General features: G+C 70.6%; 13 protein-coding genes and 3 tRNA genes. 3 read left to right on the top strand and 13 right to left on the bottom strand.

Features of this window, described 5'->3' with window-relative positions:
- Positions 1 to 71: 71 nt before the first annotated feature.
- From K7W41_RS18165 to K7W41_RS18145, 5 genes are all read right to left on the bottom strand, one after another.
- Complete coding sequence (locus K7W41_RS18165) at positions 72 to 608, bottom strand: DUF1684 domain-containing protein (protein ID WP_224611609.1); 537 nt, start codon at positions 606 to 608, stop codon at positions 72 to 74.
- Between the two features lie 5 nt (positions 609 to 613).
- On the bottom strand, positions 614 to 811 hold the full coding sequence (locus K7W41_RS18160) for an RNA-binding S4 domain-containing protein (protein WP_221089407.1): 198 nt from the start codon (positions 809 to 811) through the stop codon (positions 614 to 616).
- A 71-nt stretch (positions 812 to 882) separates the two neighbouring features.
- A complete protein-coding gene (locus K7W41_RS18155) occupies positions 883 to 1,395 on the bottom strand; it encodes a hypothetical protein (RefSeq protein WP_224611608.1) in 513 nt (170 codons plus the stop codon).
- On the bottom strand, positions 1,392 to 1,853 hold the full coding sequence (locus K7W41_RS18150) for a hypothetical protein (protein ID WP_224611607.1): 462 nt from the start codon (positions 1,851 to 1,853) through the stop codon (positions 1,392 to 1,394). Before K7W41_RS18150 ends, K7W41_RS18155 begins: the two co-directional genes overlap by 4 nt.
- On the bottom strand, positions 1,850 to 2,797 hold the full coding sequence (locus K7W41_RS18145) for an Ig domain-containing protein (protein ID WP_224611606.1): 948 nt from the start codon (positions 2,795 to 2,797) through the stop codon (positions 1,850 to 1,852). The genes K7W41_RS18150 and K7W41_RS18145 overlap by 4 nt, the downstream gene beginning before the upstream one ends.
- A 136-nt stretch (positions 2,798 to 2,933) precedes the next feature.
- On the opposite strand from K7W41_RS18145, the gene K7W41_RS18140 reads away from it, so the two are divergent.
- Positions 2,934 to 5,846 carry an insulinase family protein gene (locus tag K7W41_RS18140; protein WP_224611605.1) on the top strand — a complete coding sequence of 971 codons (2,913 nt, stop codon included), beginning with the start codon at positions 2,934 to 2,936 and terminating at the stop codon, positions 5,844 to 5,846.
- A gap of 198 nt (positions 5,847 to 6,044) precedes the next feature.
- On the opposite strand, the gene K7W41_RS18135 is transcribed toward K7W41_RS18140, so the two are convergent.
- The 3 genes from K7W41_RS18135 to K7W41_RS18125 form a co-directional block, all read right to left on the bottom strand.
- Positions 6,045 to 7,034, bottom strand: coding sequence for an MBL fold metallo-hydrolase (locus K7W41_RS18135; protein ID WP_224611604.1), 990 nt, complete (start codon positions 7,032 to 7,034; stop codon positions 6,045 to 6,047).
- Between the two features lie 351 nt (positions 7,035 to 7,385).
- The gene (locus K7W41_RS18130; protein WP_224611602.1) at positions 7,386 to 10,025 is read right to left on the bottom strand and encodes a sensor domain-containing protein; all 2,640 of its coding nucleotides are present in this window, start codon (positions 10,023 to 10,025) and stop codon (positions 7,386 to 7,388) included.
- 132 nt (positions 10,026 to 10,157) lie between these two features.
- The gene (locus K7W41_RS18125; RefSeq protein WP_224611601.1) at positions 10,158 to 10,568 is read right to left on the bottom strand and encodes a DUF3197 domain-containing protein; all 411 of its coding nucleotides are present in this window, start codon (positions 10,566 to 10,568) and stop codon (positions 10,158 to 10,160) included.
- A gap of 56 nt (positions 10,569 to 10,624) precedes the next feature.
- On the opposite strand from K7W41_RS18125, the gene K7W41_RS18120 reads away from it, so the two are divergent.
- Both K7W41_RS18120 and zapE read left to right on the top strand, forming a co-directional pair.
- A complete protein-coding gene (locus tag K7W41_RS18120) occupies positions 10,625 to 11,323 on the top strand; it encodes a S4 domain-containing protein (protein ID WP_224611599.1) in 699 nt (232 codons plus the stop codon).
- 10 nt (positions 11,324 to 11,333) lie between these two features.
- The gene (gene zapE, locus K7W41_RS18115) at positions 11,334 to 12,353 is read left to right on the top strand and encodes a cell division protein ZapE (RefSeq protein ID WP_224611597.1); all 1,020 of its coding nucleotides are present in this window, start codon (positions 11,334 to 11,336) and stop codon (positions 12,351 to 12,353) included.
- A gap of 178 nt (positions 12,354 to 12,531) precedes the next feature.
- Here the strand turns inward: zapE and K7W41_RS18110 are convergent, their stop codons facing one another.
- The 5 genes from K7W41_RS18110 to K7W41_RS18090 all read right to left on the bottom strand — a co-directional run bounded on the left by K7W41_RS18110 (position 12,532) and on the right by K7W41_RS18090 (position 14,739).
- On the bottom strand, positions 12,532 to 13,398 hold the full coding sequence (locus K7W41_RS18110) for a VOC family protein (RefSeq protein ID WP_224611595.1): 867 nt from the start codon (positions 13,396 to 13,398) through the stop codon (positions 12,532 to 12,534).
- Positions 13,399 to 13,673: 275 nt separating this feature from the next.
- Entirely contained in the window at positions 13,674 to 14,132 is a 459-nt protein-coding gene (locus K7W41_RS18105; RefSeq protein WP_224611592.1) for a MarR family winged helix-turn-helix transcriptional regulator, read from the bottom strand.
- Positions 14,133 to 14,443: 311 nt separating this feature from the next.
- A tRNA-Arg gene (locus K7W41_RS18100) sits at positions 14,444 to 14,520 on the bottom strand.
- Positions 14,521 to 14,535: 15 nt separating this feature from the next.
- A tRNA-Ser gene (locus K7W41_RS18095) sits at positions 14,536 to 14,628 on the bottom strand.
- A 23-nt stretch (positions 14,629 to 14,651) separates the two neighbouring features.
- Positions 14,652 to 14,739, bottom strand: a tRNA-Ser gene (locus tag K7W41_RS18090).
- Between the last annotated feature and the right edge of the window lie 17 nt (positions 14,740 to 14,756).

Raw genomic sequence — 14,756 nt, 5'->3', positions numbered from 1 at the left:
GCGGGGTGCAGGAAGCGGGCTGCGGGTTTCATCCTTTTCTGCTTCCCGCCTCCCGCAACCCGCCTCCCCTCCTACCCCAGCTTCTCCCCCACCGGCACCGCCTCGGGCACCCTGTTCTCGCGCGGGGGCAGGGGGCATACCCAGGCCGGGCTGTAGGCGCAGTAGGGGTGGTAGGCAAGGTTAAAGTCCAGCCGCACCAGCGGGCCGTCGCCGCCCAGTTGCCAGTCCACCGGGGCGTCCAGGTAGCGGCCCGCGCCGTAGGTTTCGGCGCCGCTGGTGGCGTCGCGGAACGGCACAAAGACGCGCGCCGGGCGGTCCTCACCCAGCCCGGCAAACACCAGTAGGGTGTACTGCCCGCCCGGCAGCGGCACGGTCACCTCACCGAAACGCGACATGGTCCGCGTTTCGCCGGTGTTGGTGTCCAGGGTGAATTCAGCGCCCGCGTCCTGGGGGAGCAGGGTCAGGGGGAGGGTAAAGGCCCAGGCTTCATCCGGGGGGTAGTAGCTCAGGCCCTGGAAGGTCGCGGCGTCCACCGGGCCACCCCCGGCTGCGAAATGCTCATCCTTCCGGCGGCGGTAATCCAACACCGCGTCTTCGTAAGCGCCCACGCGGCTTACCAGTCCACCTTGACGCGGTGCCCGGCGTATTCCACCACGTCGCCCCGGCGCAGCTTCTTGCGCCGCCGCGTCTCGATTTCCCCGTTCAGGCGCACCTCGCCGCCCTGCACGCGGAATTTGGCCTCGCCGCCGGTTTCCACCAGCCCACGCAGTTTCAGGAAGTCCTGCAAGTCAATGGTGTCGTCACCTGTCATGCCCGGCAGCGTAGCAGGGGCGGGGGGGCGGCAAAGGTGCGCGCCCCCGGCCCCACCCCGCCCGCCAGCGTTCAGGGTTTGTACTGCGCGGCGAACAGGCGCACGTCGGCGTCGTCCACCTTGCCGTCGCTGTTCAGGTCGCCCACCGGGGTGGTCTTGCCGTGGTTGGCCATCAGCAGGGCCAGGTCGCTCAGGTCAATCTTGCCGTCGCCGTTCAGGTCGGCGCCGCTCAGGCGGGCGCGGGCGGCGGCGGGGGTCCACTCGCTCAGGCGCAGTTCGCGGGCCAGTTCGGCGCGGAGGGCGTCCTGCAGCGGCAGCGGCCCGCGCGGGTTGAATTCGATGCGCCGCTCGCCATTCACGGTGACCACGCGCGCCGCCACATCCGGGTTGAAGGGGGCCGCGCCGCCCAGCGCCAGGATGACGCCGCCCCCGGTGTCCAGGGTCACGGGCAGTTCAGGGGTGCTCAGGGCCGTCAGGGCCTCACGGACGGCGCGGGTCAACTCGTCGCCCTGGGGGCGCAGTTTCACGCTGGCGGCCTGGGCCCCCCCCAGCAGCAGCGCGGCCAGCAGCAGGGCCCGCTTCACTTCTGCCCCCGCGCGCTCAGGATGGCCTCGCGCAGCTTGACCGGATCAGTGATGGTGCCGGCCTTGACCGCGCCATCCGTCACGGCATACAGGCCCTGGTTGAAACCCACGAAGGGGCTGTCCAGCCGCGCGGTGTACAACAGCGCCACCACGTCCTGCCCGGCTGCGAGCGGGGGCAGGTCAGCGAGGTCTTTCAGGATGAACAGCGCGGGCGCGCCCTCGTGCTGGGGCAGCCGGGCGGGGTCGCCGGCGATGGTTTCGGTGACAGTGAGGGGATAGACCACGTAGACCAGCTCGCCCACCTTGACCTCGGCCGCCGGGCCCAGCTTGGCGCGCACGATCACCTCGGCTTTCTTCGCCTGCTGCTCCAGGCTCAGCGTGGGGGCGGTGGTGGCCGCTGCCACGGAGGCGGTGCCCAGCGCGGTGCCCAGCAGCGCGGCCAGCAGCCACGCCCTCACTTGCCGCCTCCCGGGGCCGGGGTCACGGGGGAGACAGGCGTGCCCGTGCCTGTCCCGGTGCCCGTTCCAGTTCCTGTGCCAGCCGGGGCGCTGCCGGGCGCGGTCGCGGCGGCTTTCTGCTCCGCTGCCTTTTGCTCGGCGGCTTTTTGTTCGGCGGCCTTCTGTTCCGCCGCTTTCTGTTCAGCGGCCTTCTGGTCGTCCAGCTTCTTCTGCTCGTCGGAGAAGAGTTTCTGCGAGAGCAGCTTGCCGTCGCCGTCGCGGGCCTCGTAGGCCAGGATGGGGGTGGCCAGGGCCACAGGGCCCGAGGGCTTCACGGTCAGCAGGGCCACGCGGGCCCCGGTGCGCGGCACGGTTTTAAAGCCCAGGTCCACCACCACGCGGCTGCCCTGCTGGCGCCAGAACACCACGTCGCCCCCCTCGGGCTGCACGCGGGTGACGGTCACGCCGGCGGGCAGGTCCCAGGCAAAGCGCGCCGCCCGCACGCTGCGCGGCGCGGTGATGGTCAGCGGAATGCGGGTCTCGCCGCGAATCTGCCCGGCGGGCAGCGTGGGGGCCAGGCTCAGGGGCGGCAGGTCCTGCACGTTCATGGTGATGGTCCGGCTTTTCGTGCTGAGGGTGGAATCGGTCACTTCCACCGTGAAGGTGTAGCTGCCCGTCTTGGTGGGCTTGCCGCTCAGCTGCTGGCCCTGCAGGGTGAGGCCGGGGGGCAGGGTGCCGCTCACCTGCCGCACCGTGTACGGCCCCGCGCCGCCCGAGACGGTCAGGGGCGCCGCGTAGGGCTCGTTGACATAGGCGGGCGCCAGGCCAGCCGGCGACTCCACGAACTGCAGCGGGTCGCGCCCGCTGGTGGCGGAGGTGCCGGTAAGGCTCTGCCCGCACCCGGCCAGTGCGCCAGCCACCAGCAGGGCCAGCAGCGCGCGGCCCAGGGGACGGTGATGTGTCATGTGCCGCAGTGTAGCGGCCCGGCCCGGCGCGCACCGTGAGCCAGGGGTGTGAAGTGCGGCTGTCCGCCTGCCCCACGCGCGCCAATCGCAAGGCATCTGGCGTTTCCGGGCAAACCCCTGGTCTAGACTGCCCCGCATGACCGCCACTCTTCCGGCTGCCCCGCGTGTGGGCGAGCGCCTGGGCCGTTACACCGTGCAGCGTGTGGAAGCGCTGCCCGAGATGCAGGGCACGCTGGTGCTGCTGACCCACGAGCTGGGCGCCCGCCACGCCCACGTCATCCGCGCCGACGACAACGCCACCTTTGGCGTGACCTTTCCCACCGTGCCGCAGGACAGCACCGGCGTGGCGCACATTCTGGAACATGTGGCCCTGATGGGCAGCCAGCGCTACCCGGTCTCGGACCCCTTCTTTTCCATGCTGCCGCGCTCGCTGAACACCTTCATGAACGCGATGACGGCCAGCGACTGGACCACCTACCCCTTTTCCACCCGCAATGAAAAGGACTTTTTCAACCTGCTCTCGGTGTATCTGGACGCGGCCTTCTTTCCGCTGATGCGCTACGAAAGCTTCCGGCAGGACGGCCACCGCCTGGAGTTTGAAACGCCGGATGACCCGAGCACGCCGCTGAAGTTGCAGGGCGTGGTCTACAACGAGATGAAGGGCGCGATGGCCAGCCCCGGCTCGGTGCTGTGGCGGGCCTTTGGCAAGGCGCTGTACCCGGACCTGACCTACGCCAACAACTCGGGCGGAGCGCCGGGCGATATTCCCAACCTCACCTACGACGCCCTGCGCGCCTTTCACGCCGCGCACTACCACCCCAGCAACGCGTTCTTTTACACCTACGGCCAGTTGCCGCTGGAGCGCATCCTGCAGGAAATCGAAACGCAGGTGATGGCGCGCTTCTCGCCGCAGATGCTGGACGTGCGCATTCCCGACCAGCCCGCCTTTGACGCCCCCCGGCGCGAAACGGTGACCTACCCGGGCACCGACACCGAGCGCGGCGCGCAGGTGGTGGTGGCCTGGAAGCTGGGCCTCAGCAGCGACCCCCACCAGAACCTGCGCTGGAGCGTGCTGAGCGACGTGCTGCTGGGCAACGCGGGCGCGCCCCTGACCCGCCCCCTGATCGAATCTGGGCTGGGCGGCGCCCTGAGTGACCTGAGCGGCTACCGCGACAACTTCCGCGAGGGGGCGTTTGGCGCGGGTCTGAAGGGCCTGCCGGCCGGACAGGCGCAGGCTGTGGAAACCCTGGTGCTGGACACCCTGGGCGCTATTGCCAGGGATGGCCTGGACCCCGAACTGATCCAGAGCAGCCTGCACCAATTCGAGATCATGCAAAAAGAGGTGAGCAACGCGGGCCAGCCCTACGGCCTTCAGGTGATGTTCCGGCTGCTGGGGCCGTGGCTGCACGGCGGCGACCCGGTGACCGGCCTGCGGCTGGACGACGCCCTGAACGCCCTGCGCGCCGATCTGGCCCGGGGGGCGGTGTTCGAGCCCATGCTCAAGGGCCTGCTGGCCAACCCCCACCGCGTCACCCTGGAACTGGCCCCCGACCCGGGCCTGGCCGCGCAGGTGGAGGCCGATGAACAGGCCCTGATTGCCCGCCTGAGCGCCAACTTTACCGATGAAGACCGCGCCCGCATTGTGGCCGAGAGTGCCCGGCTGAAAGAGGTGCAGGCCCAGCCGTCCGATCCGGGTGTGCTGCCCACCCTGACCCTGGCCGACGTGCCCGCTGCTGTGCCCGCCGCGCCCTACACGACCGAGCAGAATGGCGGGGTCACCGTGGCCCGCGCGCCGCAGCCCACGGGCGGCCTGAGCTACCTGGACCTGCGCCTGCGCCTGCCCGAGCTGCCCGACGACCTGCTGAGCGTGCTGCCGCTGTACACCTTTGCGGTCACCCGCAGCGGCGCCGCCGGGCAGGACTACGCGGCGCTGGCCCGGCGCCTGGAAGCCGTGACGGGGGGCGTGAGTGCCAGCGTGGGCGTGGGCAACGCCCCGGACGACCTGGGCCGCGTGCGGCTGGCGGTCACCTTCAGCGGCAAGGCCCTGGCGCGCAACGCCCCGGCACTGGTGACGGTGCTGCGCGATCTGCTGGCCGCCCCCGAATTCACCCGTGAGCGCCTGGACCAGCTGCTCAAGCAGCGGCTGGCGGGACTGAAATCCAGTGTGGTGAGCAGCGGCAATTTTTACGCCGAGCGGCTGGCCGAGGCCCAGCTGAGCCCGGCCGGCGCCCTGCAGGAACGCCTGAGTGGCCTCTCGGCGCTGGCGACCCTGAAAGGAATTGTGGAAGGGGACAGAGTGGACGAGCTGCTCTCGCAGTTTGCCCGCCTGCAGGCCCTGATCCGCCAGGGCGAGCCGCTGCTGCTGCTGACCGCCACCGAGGCCGACCTGGCCCTGGACCTGAGCGAACTGACAGCCGCCCTGCCCGGCGGCGCGGCCGGCCAGCCCACCCCGGCCCTGGCCCCCCGCACCCCGCAGGCCCGCACCACCGACACGCCCGTGTCGTACAACGCGGCGGCGTGGCCCACTGTGCCCTACACGCACGCCGACAGCCCGGCGCTGCTGGTGCTCTCGCGCCTGCTGCGCGCCGAGTACCTGCTGCCCGAACTGCGCGAGAAGGGCGGGGCCTACAGCGGCGCCGCCAGCTTTGAACCCCGGACCGGCCTGTTTGCCATGAGCAGCTACCGCGATCCCCACCTGGCCCGGACCTTTGGCGTCTTCCGCGAAGCCCGCGCGTTCCTGGCCGGGGTGCACGAGGAGCGCACGCTGACCGAGGCGATTCTCTCGGCCAGCAAGCTGCTGGACCCGCTGACCAGCCCCGACACCGCCGGGCAGCTGCGCGTGTTCAGCGACCACGCCGGCTACACGCCAGAAGTGCAGGCCGCCTACAAGGCCCGGCTGCTGGCCGTCACCCTGGACGACCTGCGCCGCGTGGCCGAGACGTGGCTCACGCCCGAAAGGGCCGCTTACGGTGTGGTCACCGGCCGCGACCCCAACGGCCAGGACGGCGTGGCCGAGCTGGGCCTGCGCTTTGAGGTGGCCGAGGTGTAGACAGGGGCTATGGGCTCTGGGCCATGAGCCATGAGGGGTGGGCAAGCGCGTGCAGGACGGCGGCCCCACCCCCTGGCAAAGCAAAGGGGAGGCGTCTTCGGCGCCTCCCCTTCTGGCGGCCCAGCCGCCCCTAGCAACCCTGAGCCACGGGCCCTTTCCTCATAGCCCATGGCCCATGGCTCAGAGCCCTCTGCCTGTTTAGCTCCAGTTCCACACCGCCGGCTCGTACTCGTACGACCGGGCGTTCAGGCGGCGCAGGTGGCCGATGGCGTGGAAGGGGAAGTGGTAGCCCGTCACCCACAGCTTCTCGCGGGCAATGCGGTCAAAGATGACCTGCCGGGTGCGGGCGGCCTGCGCGCCGTCGGTGTCAAAGCCGATGTAGGCGCCCTGGTGTTTCAGGGACAGCAGGAAATGCCCGGCGGCGTCCCCCAGCACCATCACGCCGGCGGCGCCGCTGCCCGCCAGCACACTCAGGTGCCCGGCGGTGTGACCCGGGGTCGCCACGCTGGTCACGCCCGGCACGATCTCCTGCCCGGCCTGAATCAGCCGGAACCTGTCTTTCAGGGCGATCAGGTTGGCCTGCACCGCCGCATTGGGGCTGGCCTGGGTGGTCCAGAAACGGTATTCCGCCTCACCCATCACATGCTGCGCCCCCGCAAAGGTGGGCGCGCCGCCCGTGGTCAGCCCGCCGATGTGGTCGCCGTGCCCGTGGGTGATGAACACGGTGGTGATGCTGGCCGGGTCAATCCCGGCGCGGCGCAGGTTGGCCACCAGTTGCCCGTTCGCCCCGCCGCGCCCGGTGTCCACCAGCACGCGCTGGGTGCCCATCTCCAGCACCACCGGGTTGAAGTGGTTGACCGTGTTGGTGGCCGCCACGCTGTAGTCCGCCAGGGTGGCGGCGAATTCGCCCTGCCGGTCCGGGTTGGCGCCCCAGGTGGGCAGCACGGCGGCCAGCGGCGCGGTGCCGTCGCTGACCACGGTCACCGTCATGTCGCCGATTTTCTGACGGTAAAAGCCATTGCCGTTCATGGGCATGGCAGGGGCGGCGGGCGCGGCTGGTGCCGTGGCCGGCGCGGTCTGGGCACGGGCCAGCGGCGCGGCGGCCAGAACGGCACTGGCGGCCCCCAGCAAACGCAGGGCGTCGCGGCGGGGCAGGGCGCTGGGGGCGGGGGCATCGTCGTGGGGCATGGCAGGAAACCTCCTCAAGAGAGACGAACATGGGATCGGCTGAAACGCCTTCACGTTAAACGGACAGGGCCAGCCCAACCTGTTGCCGGGCACGCGGTTTGGGAGTGGAGGCCTTAAGCGTTTCTTCAGACAGGAGAAGGAAATATGGTCTGGGACAGGCACTTAGCCTGCTTCACCATGCTGGAAGCCGCAGATCCAATCCTCGGCCTCGCTCAGTGTGGGCTAAGGGCGCGCTCACCGCTTCCCGCGTCGGCTCCAGAGCACAGCGCCACCAGCAGGGCACCTCCCCGCAGTCCCTCACAACAGAAGCGACCCCGTCATGCCACGGGGCCACTTCGACTGCTTTGATTCTCAGTGCTCCCGCAGCCACTCCACCAGTTCGGAGGCGGGCAGGGGCGGGGTGATGGCGTAGCCCTGCGCGGCGTCGCAGCCCAGGTCGCGCAGCATGTCCAGCTGGGCCTGGTGCTCCACGCCCACCGCCACCACCTGCAGGCCCAGGCGGTGCGCCAGGTCAATGGTGGCCTGCACCAGCGTCACCGACTTCTCGTCGCCGGGCAGGCGGGCCGTCAGCGAGGGGTGCAGCTTGACCGCACTCAGGGGGAAACGGGTCAGGGCCGACAGGCTGGTTTCGCCCTCCCCGAAGTCGTCCACGCTGAGGCGCGCGCCCAGCGAGCGCAGCTGCTCGAGCAGGGCCAGGGTTTCCTGGCTGTGGTCCAGCAGACTGCCCGCCGCCACCTCGATGTCCGGGGCGCCCTCGGCCGACAGGAGCGGCAGCAGGCGGCGCAATCCCGCCGCGCGGCGCAGTTCTTCCAGGCTCAGGTTCACGCTGACCGCCCATTCCTCAAAGCGCTTGCCCAGGGCGCCGCGCACCGACTGCCGGCCCAGCACCGCCTCCTGCACCACCCATTCGCTGATGTGGGCAATCAGCTCGCTGCGGCTGGCGAGGTCTAAAAAGGCGTTGGGGCTCAGCATGCCCAGCGTGGGGTGGTTCCAGCGCAGCAGGGCCTCGGCGCTCAGGGCGCGGCCGGTGCGCAGCGACACCGCCGGCTGGTACAGCAGCGTGAACTGGTCCTTGTCCAGGGCGCCGCGCAGGGCTTCTTCCAACTCAAAGGCGCGGGCCACCTGGGCGCGCAGGGCCGGATCAAAGACGCTGCGCTGCGAGCGGCCCTGGCGCTTGGCGTGCTGCAGGGCCACCTCGGCGTCGGTGAGGGCGGCGTCGCCGGGCTGGCCGGGCTGGGTGGTCGCCACGCCCAGCGCCGCCGTGATCGCCACGTCGCGCGACCCCGCGCGCAGCGGCACCTCCAGGGCGGCTTCCACCCGCGCCAGGGCGCCCGGGGCGCCCAGCCCGGGCAGGCTCAGGGCAAAAGAGTCGTCGGCCAGGCGGGCGGCCTGGCCCTGCGTCTCGGCAGCAAGGTCGTTCAGGCGGGCGGCCACCTGAATCAGCAGGCGGTCGCAGGCGGTGCGGCCCAGCGCGGCGTTCAGCTCGGTAAAGCCGTCCAGGTCCAGGCACACCACCGTCTGGCCCTGGGTCGCCGGGGCCGCGCCGCCCAGGGCCTCGCGCAGGCCGGTGCGGTTCAGGAGCCCCGTCAGCGAGTCGTGGCGGGCGTCGTGGCGAATCTTGGCCTGGGCGCGGCGCAGGGCCGTCAGGTCACGCAGGGTCAGCAGCACGCTGCCGCGCGAGCCGCCCGCTTCGCCGCCCACGCCGGTCACGCGCAGTTCCATCTGGCGCACGGTGCCGTCGGGCAGGGCCAGCAGGATTTCCTGGCGCAGCGGCAGGGGCACCTCCTTCCAGTCGGGCAGGGCCATAGGTTCGCCCGCCGGGGTAAAGAGGCGCACGCCCAGTTCGCTCATCACGCGCGAGACGGCCAGGCCCACCAGCCGCGCAGCCTCCACGCCCAGCAGGGTCGCGGCCCGCTCGCTGACCAGCTGCGCGCGCCCGGCGTGGTCCACCAGAATGGTGGCGTCTTCCGAGAGCGAGAGCACCTGATTCATCACGCCCAGCGGCGCGCGCCCCCCCTGGGCCCCGGCCTCGCCCTGCGCCACCAGCAGCCCCGGTTCCGAGGTCCGGCGCACGCTGAGGGCGAGGCTGCCCCCCGAAGCCAGTTCAACCTCGGCCCGCGCCGCGCCCCCGGTGGCCGCCAGCCGCACGAGGTCGCGCACGGGTTCAGACGGCACGTCGGCAAAGCAGGGCCACACCCACAGCGGGGCGCCTGTGGCCGGAGCGGCGGCAGCGGGCAGCAGTTCTTTCAGGCCGTGGCTGGCCTGCAGCACCGCCCCCGAATCCGAGAGCAGCGCGGCCGGGGTGTCGGTGTCCAGCAGGGCGGCCACCCGCGCGGCGCGCTCGTACTCGCCGCTCACGTCCTGCAGGGTCAGCATCACGCCCGCCGAGGCCGCCCCGTAGTAGGGCCGCGCCTCGCCGCGCATCCAGAAGGTTTCGCCCGTGCGGGTGACCTGCTCGTCGGGCAGCCGCACCGAGCGCCCGGCGCCCGCCTGCGCCAGCGCGCCAAGCCACGCCGGGCGGTCAGCAAAAATGTCCTGCACGCTGCGGCCCGTGACCTCGGCCTCGCTCAGCTCAAAGAGTTCCAGAAAGGGGCGGCTGACCTTGCGCACCAGCAGTTCGCCCGTCAGCCACGCGGTGGCCACTGGCAACTGGGTGACCATCACTTCCGTTTCGCGGCCCTGGCCGTCCAGGCGCGCGGCGGCCAGCAGCATGGTCAGCACCTGCACCGCCGCGTCGGGCACCAGCTGGCCCGCGTCGGTCCACAGCAGGCCCAGCAGGGCGCCGTCGCGGGTCAGCCACGTCATCTCGCCGCGGTCGAACCATTCGTCGGGCGGCACCAGATCCGGGCCCGAGGGCTCGGCCGGGCCGTGGGCCTGCACGCGCAGGACCTCCTCGCCCAGCTGGGCCAGCAACACCGCCTGCGGGGCATGCACCCGCAGCAGATCACTCAGGGCCGTTTGAACCGCAGAAAAGGTGGCCGCAGGACTCATAACAGACCTCGCTTCAGGCAGAAGCACTGGAAGGGGAAGCGAACGGGGCACACGCCTGGCAGCATGGCACGGCAAGTCTTACCGCCTTCATGCAAAGCTCAGCAGGCCGCGTGCCCCACGGGCCGCCCGGCCCTAGCGGCGGCCGCGCCCGGGCAGAAACACCCCGGGGTCCAGCGGCGCGCTGGCCGCCACCGCGCGGGCCGCCAGCGCGGCGTCGGGTTCGCTCAGCAGCTGCGCGGCGTCGGGCGGGGGCAGCACCGCCTCGCGCAGCGCCAGCCCGGCGTCCACCGCCCAGGCCACCAGCTCGGCCAGGGCCTGAATCCCGGCCGGGCCAAAGTGCGGCCCAAAGGCGCGGGCCAGCACCACCCGGTCGGCGCCGCGTTCCAGCAGGGCGCCGTAGGCCGCATGCTGGCGCTCGCCCTGGCGGTCGGTGACCAGAATCAGCTGGCCGCCGTGGGCAGAGGGGGCCTGGACGTGGCGCTGCACGGCCGTCCACGTCTCGCGCGGCGCGCCGGGCACCCCCAGGGGATCGGGCAGGTTCACGCCTCCCAGCATAGCCCCCGCGCGCGATCACCATGCGGCGCACTATCCTGACCCCCATGAACACTGCCCTCCCCACCCTGATTGCCCAGGCCCGGGGCGGCCGGGTCGTGCGCACCCCCTTCTTGAACGGGGACGACATAGACCGCCGCCTGCTGGGCGGTGACGACCTGCAGCACAAGATTGCCGGCGGCTTCCCCGATGCCCGGCGCGTGGTGCTCACCCTGTACCCCGCCCACATTCCGGAGGTGGACAGCGGCGTGGCCGTTTACCGCGTGACCCCGGAACCCGGCGGCCCCGGCTGGGACCTGCAGGATTTCGGCGTGCATCTCAAGCGGCTGGGCCTGAAAGACGAGCAACTGGGCGACGTGCGGGAAGAACGCGGCGCCTTTCTGGTGGCCGCCACCGGCAAGGCCGCGCAGACCCTGGCCGAGCTGACCGAACTGGGCGGGCGCCCGGTGGACGTGGAACCGGTGGGCGAGAGCGCCGGCCGGGGCAGCAAGGTGCGCGAGGTGGTGGTGCCCTCCATGCGGGTGGACGTGGTGGGCGCCAAGGGCTTTGGGGTCAGCCGCGCGTATTTTCAGCAGGGCATTGACGGCGGCAAGGTGCGCCTGAACGGCAGCCCCGCACGGGCCAGCAGCGAGATCCGCGAGGGCGACAGCCTGAGCGCCGAGGGCCTGGGCCGCATTGATTTCAAGCGCGTGGTGAACGAAACGCGCCGGGGCAACTTCAAGGTTGAACTGGACGTGCACAAGTGAGCGGCTGGGCGTGATTGACCTTACGGCCCGCAACCCGGTGCCCAACCCGGGCGACCTGACGGCCGAACTGGCCCCCAGTCCGCGCTACGCGCAGGTGCGCTTCGAGACCTACCATCCCAACCCCGACTACCCCAGCCAGGCCGAGGCACGCACGGCGGTGCAGGCGTTCCTGAAAGGTGCCCAGGTGCGGCCCGGGGGCTTCCGGCTGTTTCGCCGCGCAAAACCCGAGGGCCGGGGGCTGTACCTGGACGGCGGCTTTGGCGTGGGCAAAACGCACCTGCTGGCCAGCGCGTGGCACGCCGCGCAGGGCACCGCCGCCCTGATGAGCTTTCAGGACCTGATGTACATCATTGGCGCCCTGGGCATGACGCGGGCGGTGGACGCCTTTCGGCAACACGACCTGCTGCTGATCGACGAATTCGAGCTGGACGACCCCGGCAACACCCACATGGCCAACACCTTTCTGGGCCAGCTGATGCCGGGGGGCACCAGCGTGATTGCCACCAGCAACACCGAGCCCGGCGCGCTGGGTCAGGGCCGCTTTAACGCTGCAGACTTTCAGCGGCAGATTCAGGGCATTGCCAGCCGCTTTGACACCTGGCGCATTGACGGCCCGGACTACCGCCAGCGCGGCGTGCGCCCCGAAGACACCCTCAGCGCGGCCGAATATGCCGCCTGGGAAGCGCGGCAAAACCCCGTGGCCCTGGCCCGGATCAGCCACCGCGAGCTGAGCCGCCACCTGCTGAACGTGCACCCCAGCCGTTTTGCCCGGCTGCTGCAGGGTGTGGGCGCCGTGGGCGTGACCGACCTGATTGCCATGCCCGACCAGAACGTGGCCCTGCGCTTCGTGCACTTTATTGACAAGCTCTATGACCTGGGGCTGCCAGCGGCGTTCACGGGGCAGGGGCTGGGGGGGCTGTTTATCGATACCTACCGGCACGGGGCGTATGCCAAGAAGTACAGCCGGTGTTTGTCCCGGTTGTCCGAGCTGCTTCAGGAGGCGCGGGCGCACAGCCCCGCCCTTCGCTAAAGCGCCCCTGGCCGCCGCCATGCCCTCTCGTTCGCGGGCGCAGGGTCCCGCACACCGCCACCACGGCGCCGCGCGCCCGGTGCGCTGGATGATTGCCCCACCGCTGACCAGCCCTCTGCAGATCACGTGGCCCAACCGGCCTCTCCCCGAGGGCTCCCGGTGACGGCCGCTCGCCGCGTCAGGCCGGCGCCATGGAAAAGCGCAGGGCGTTGCCGGAAGGGTCGCGCACGTCAAGGTGCGCGGCGTCGCGCGTAAACGCCTGCTGCACGGCGTGCAGGCGGCCAGCCAGGGCGTCCAGGTCCTTGGGGTCCGGCAGACCCAGGTTCACGCGCACCAGCTGGCTGCGGTCCTGTGGGGCCGGGCGGCCCCCGGCACTCTGCCACGTGTTCAGGCCGAAATGGTGGTGGTAGCCGCCCACCGAGACAAACAGCGCCCCGGGCCAGCGCGACACCACGTCAAAGCCCAGCACGCCCCGGTAAAAGGCCTCGGTGTCCCCCAGGTCCGTCACCCGCAGGTGCACGTGGCCCACCGAGGTGCCCTCGGGCAGACCGGCGAAGGGGCGCTGGGCATCCGGCTCGGCCAGCAGGCCCGGCAGGTCAATGGGATCGCCGGCCATCTGCACCTGTCCGCCGGTCCAGCGCCACTCGCTGCGGGGCCGGTCACGGTAGACCTCAATGCCGTGGCCATCGGGGTCGTGCAGGTAAAAGGCCTCGCTCACCAGGTGATCACTCTGGCCCAGGCGCACCCCCAGAGACGCGGCGTGCTGCACCCAGCGGGCCAGATCGGCGCGGGTGGGCAGCAGCAGCGCGAGGTGGTACAGACCCGGGGAGGTGGGCTGGGCGGGCCGTGCGCCGGGCTGGGCGCTGACCCGCACCAGGGGCAGGCCGGGCCGCCCCAGGGTGGCGGTGGCCGCGCCGTCCTCCAGCACGGTCAGGCCCAGCACCTGCCGGTAAAACGCGGCGGCGCGCGGCAGGTCGGCAACGGTCAGCTCGACCGGCCCCAGCGTCAGGGGGCCAGTGGTCAGGGGGACAGCGGCTTGGTTCATGGGCAGACTCCTTTGTGGGGTGCGGCGGACCTTTCTGGGCAGACTGACGGGTGTGGCGAACGCGCATCAGGGACGGCGGGGGCGCGGTCCAGTGCGGCCACAGCAGCCGTCAGCCGCACTGGCGGAACGCCACGCCATTGAGATTGAAAAATGCCCCCTTTGGAGACACTCGCTGTGCGAAAAAACCGTGGCAACGGGCGGTCATGACCGCCTCCTTTGTCTGGTCCCGAGAGGTGTGAGCACGGCTGTTTGGGCCGATTGTGCCCAGTCGGGACTCAGAGAACCTCCGAAGAAGCCGTTACCTGCCGCAGCAGGCTGAGCAGCTGTTCCATCTGCTGGGGCGACAGGGCCTGAAATTGCTGACGGTGCAGGGCGAGAAGCGGTTCGTCCAGACGGTCCACCAGCGCGCGCCCGTGGGCCGAAAGGCGGGTCAGGAGCACGCGGCGGTCCTGGTCGCTGCGGGCCCGCTCAATCAGGCCCTGCTTTTCCATGCGGTCCAGCAGGCGCGTCACGTCAGGGTCGCGGTTCAGCAATTGGTCGGCAATGGCCCCGCAGGTCAGGGCTTGTCCGCCCGCGCCGCGCAGGATGCGCAGCACATTGAACTGGGTCGTGCTCAGGCCTTCGTGCTTGAACAGCTGTTCGATGTCGTCTTTCAGGCGCAGGCCCAGCACCTGCAGGGCCAGATACAGCTGGTGCTCCAGCACGGCTGGGGGTGTAGGGGGGTGGGTGGGCATGTGGGCTCCTTCCTCCTTCGGTTGTGCAAAGGATAATCGTTGTAACGAATAAATTCAAGGGGAGGCTATTTTGGGCAGGGCGTGCAGGGTTGGACCGCATTCATGGCCCCTCTCTGGACAGCGGAGGTGCGTGCCCTCCAAGCCTGACAGGGCAACTGCCCTGGTTGAATCCCCCTTCTGCCCCGAGATGGCCCGGGGCCTTGCCGTGTCCCGGGCCGCCCCCGAGTGGTGCCCTTTATGCGCCCGTGCCACCCCCGCACAGCCACCAGCCGGCAACAAGCAAAAACCCCACCTTGCGGCGGGGTTTTCTTTGGCGTGCCCGAAGAGATTCGAACTCCTGGCCTTCTGATCCGTAGTCAGACGCTCTATCCAGCTGAGCTACGGGCACACACTTGGCACTGCTTGGCGGAGAGGGCGGGATTCGAACCCGCGGTACACTTTTAAGGCGTACGAGCGTTTAGCAAACGCTTGGTTTAAGCCGCTCACCCACCTCTCCATGAGGCCATGCATTGTCATGTTTGGCGAGGGGTGAGGGATTCGAACCCCCGGTAGGTTGCCCTACTACGGTTTTCAAGACCGTTGCCTTCAACCACTCGGCCAACCCCCCCTGTGTGGTGGGGCGCG

The organism is Deinococcus multiflagellatus, from assembly GCF_020166415.1.
Classification (GTDB): Bacteria; Deinococcota; Deinococci; order Deinococcales; family Deinococcaceae; genus Deinococcus; species Deinococcus multiflagellatus.
This window is presented reverse-complemented; position numbering and strand designations above follow the sequence as displayed.

Bases quoted from the DNA above. Each gene is read 5' to 3' on its own strand.
- K7W41_RS18130 (WP_224611602.1), bottom strand. From the start codon at position 10,025: ATGAGTCCTGCGGCCACCTTTTCTGCGGTTCAAACGGCCCTGAGTGAT.
- K7W41_RS18120 (WP_224611599.1), top strand. From the start codon at position 10,625: ATGAACACTGCCCTCCCCACCCTGATTGCCCAGGCCCGGGGCGGCCGG.
- K7W41_RS18110 (WP_224611595.1), bottom strand. From the start codon at position 13,398: ATGAACCAAGCCGCTGTCCCCCTGACCACTGGCCCCCTGACGCTGGGG.
- K7W41_RS18105 (WP_224611592.1), bottom strand. From the start codon at position 14,132: ATGCCCACCCACCCCCCTACACCCCCAGCCGTGCTGGAGCACCAGCTG.
- K7W41_RS18145 (WP_224611606.1), bottom strand. From the start codon at position 2,797: ATGACACATCACCGTCCCCTGGGCCGCGCGCTGCTGGCCCTGCTGGTG.
- K7W41_RS18135 (WP_224611604.1), bottom strand. From the start codon at position 7,034: ATGCCCCACGACGATGCCCCCGCCCCCAGCGCCCTGCCCCGCCGCGAC.
- K7W41_RS18140 (WP_224611605.1), top strand. From the start codon at position 2,934: ATGACCGCCACTCTTCCGGCTGCCCCGCGTGTGGGCGAGCGCCTGGGC.
- K7W41_RS18160 (WP_221089407.1), bottom strand. From the start codon at position 811: ATGACAGGTGACGACACCATTGACTTGCAGGACTTCCTGAAACTGCGT.